The sequence below is a fragment of the Chroococcus sp. FPU101 genome, assembly GCF_017312365.1.
Taxonomy (GTDB): Bacteria; Cyanobacteriota; Cyanobacteriia; order Cyanobacteriales; family Microcystaceae; genus Chroococcus.
Genome location: NZ_BLJI01000089.1, coordinates 1 through 2,962 on the forward strand (window position 1 = coordinate 1; position 2,962 = coordinate 2,962).

2 protein-coding genes are annotated in these 2,962 nt (G+C 36.6%); one reads left to right on the top strand and one right to left on the bottom strand.

The window, feature by feature from the left end:
• Nucleotides 1-823 precede the first annotated feature (823 nt).
• On the top strand, nt 824-1,516 hold the full coding sequence (locus CFPU101_RS25095; RefSeq protein WP_206818597.1) for a hypothetical protein: 693 nt from the start codon (nt 824-826) through the stop codon (nt 1,514-1,516).
• Between the two features lie 501 nt (nt 1,517-2,017).
• Here CFPU101_RS25095 and CFPU101_RS25100 read toward each other — a convergent pair.
• A complete protein-coding gene (locus CFPU101_RS25100; protein ID WP_206818599.1) occupies nt 2,018-2,674 on the bottom strand; it encodes a glutathione S-transferase family protein in 657 nt (218 codons plus the stop codon).
• Nucleotides 2,675-2,962 lie beyond the last annotated feature (288 nt).

Below are 2,962 nucleotides of genomic sequence, written 5' to 3' on the forward strand. Positions count from 1 at the left end.
TATGTTGCCGTTCATCGGACAACCTCCTATTTTTGAGGCGCGAAATCTACGGTTCGACTGACCTTTACTTAAAATTGTAACGAAATGTAAACTTCTATTAGGGAAACTGAGGGTAGTGAAAGCCTCACCATTTTGTAGTAATACAGAGTTCAGTTTTGTTAGTCAGGGAAGGTAGCTATCTGCATGGTTACACAGATCAAGTGAGCAACATAGCACTTTGCTTTAGGTGAGTGAAAAATAGCTGACGGAGTGGCAAGCATTTTAGAAGCTTTGCCAAATCAGGCTTTCAGCCTATAAGCCTTGAAAAAAATTGTCTAGCCATTTCATCAAAAAACAGAAACATTTAGCAGGAGAATCAGGCTTTGCGTTCAGAGCGATCATTTATTGATGCTCGTCAAGCCTATATATAAGCTTTAATCTTTTTCTACGGTCAACTAGCTCAAAGGCTTCACCATAAGGTTTTAAAGCGGTTGTTACCCCGTCAGCTAAACTCCAGTACTGAACAAAATCAAATAGAAGATGTTTCGCTACAAGGAAAAGAAATGGTACGAAAATATTGGCATTTTTACCAAGATTTTACAATAGTAAAGTGGTTATTTAAGTGAAAAATTATTCAAGATTTGTTGAGCTTGCTAAAGCTATCAATGTCTGGTTTTTTCTCATCAATCATTGCTGATTGCTATAGAGATCATTCTGCTCTAGAATTATTCAATTAGGATTTTATTTAACAAGGTAAAACTTGATTCTCGAAAGACTAGGAGCAAATCAACAAATAAAATAACAATAAATCAAACAGATTTGACAACAGTTATCAGATATTACTATGAATGTAATTAATCAATTTAAAAAAACTTTTGAAGCATCTAGCAATTTTCTACAAGATTTTTTGAATGAATATCTTAGTTTTAATTCAGAATCTAATCAATTAGTTTTGAAACAAAAAACCGTTTTACTTCTCTGTCAACAAGCTGTTTCTAAAGTGGAAAACTTAAAAAGTTTAGAACCTGATTCTGAAGAAGGATTGATAGCCACATTAGACTACAAAGGGTTTGATATCAAAGTTCATTTTACTCCAGAGAAGCTCACACTTTATGAAGATTCTATTGAAGGACAGCTTCGTTTATTAGATCCTCCTGAGTTTCAAGCTGATTCTTTTTTTTATCGTATTCTTCTTGGAATTTGGAAAACATTTTTGGGTGGTCAAATTCCTCGTGGAAGTCTACCAGAAGAAGTTAGAATTGAAAAAGAGCAAGTTTACTATACAATAGCGCGAAATCAATTGAAGCTTTTAAATGCACTGTTTTTCAGCCTGAAAAATGGTTCTACTGTGTTAATGAGTCTTAAACAAGGCGAATTAAGTCTTGAAAGTTCTGCTCAAATCAGTTGGAAAGACATCAATTTTGAGCAACTTCTTGAAGCTTTAGGACTTAAAGTTAAGTTAAATTTATTCAAATTGGTCGTCAATAATAAAACAGAAGAGTACTTAATCTTGTCTAGAATCAGTAATTATATATAGGTGTCTGTAAAATAAGCAGTAAGAATCTAAAGGAAGATTTGAACAAACTAATCACCTCTGTGTGCCAACCAACGAGCTTTGATTTTGTCTATTACATTTCAGCCTCTCTTTGAGTTATCTATTTGTTTTTTGAGTCTTTTCATGGCGATTACTTCTATTAGTTTTCCAAAGTTGCTCAAACTATCTATGAAATAGTTAGTACGTCTGAACGTATGCTAAAGGCAATCGCCGATCGCTAAATTCTTCTTTCTACATTTTCGAGTTAAGTTTGAACAATAGTTCCGAAGGGCGTGAACACCGTCCGAACTCCCGACAATCAAACACGACCCTGCCATCCTTAAAATCGACGACAACACCTTTGACCTCTGTTATGATATCAATAACGCGATCGCCGTAGGCGAGTCCCCTTGGGATCTCCAATATTGAAAACTTCTTTCTCATCTAAGAACCTATTTATCTTGGTACATAACACCAGAATTGACTCTCTAATAGACGAGATCGCTACAATCGCTGCTCTAAGATTTTTCTAACTATTGGCAAAGCAGCCTCCATAACTTCAGGCTGTGGCGTTATTTGTTGCCAACTTTCACGCATTAAAAGTCTTTCTGACCAAGCTTTGAGACGAGGGTAGAGATCGAAGGAGAAACCAAACATAGGCAATGAGGGAACTATGGTTCCCGCAACGATATCTGCTAGTGTTATTTCTTCTCCGATAAAGTAAGAATGAGTGCCTAAGAGATCCTCATAAAATAGCATCACAGAGATAATTCGCTTTTTTGCCGCATCAAGCTTTTGATCATCAATATCTAGTCCTACCAAAGAGCGAGTTAATGGAACCGTAGCTGGTTGAAGCTCATTGACGGCAACCATCTCGACTATTCGCACCTTAGCCACATCTTCAGGCTGGCTTGGCATCAATGATCGAGTTGGATATTTGGCTTCTAGGTAATCTAAAATTGCCAACGACTCAATAATTCTAAATCCATTGTCTACAATAACGGGAATCCGCTGGAGTGGATTAACTGCTGTGAAGTCAGTCTCAAATTGATCACCATCAAGGGTGACCAAAATCGGCTCAAACGGTACCTGTTTTTCTAACAATGCGACCCATACGCGAAGCGTATTGACAGAAATCGGATTGTAGTAGAACTTCAGCATTGAAACACCTACTTGAAAAATACGCTTCTACCCAACCCTTGAAGCTTAACACAGCTTTACAATAATTCACTTCATCGACAAGTTCAATTTTCTACTGCACCCTACAGCGTTGGTGAATAAGTAGTGGATTAGCTGGCTAGAGAGATTTCCTAAAATCTTAAATAACACATTAATAATCATACTGAATATCGCAACATTTCGGAAGATTTAGACTAACAGAGGGTAGCGACATAAAAATGTGGATAAAACATCTCGAACATTTATGACTGGAGTTTAGACTAATTTGCC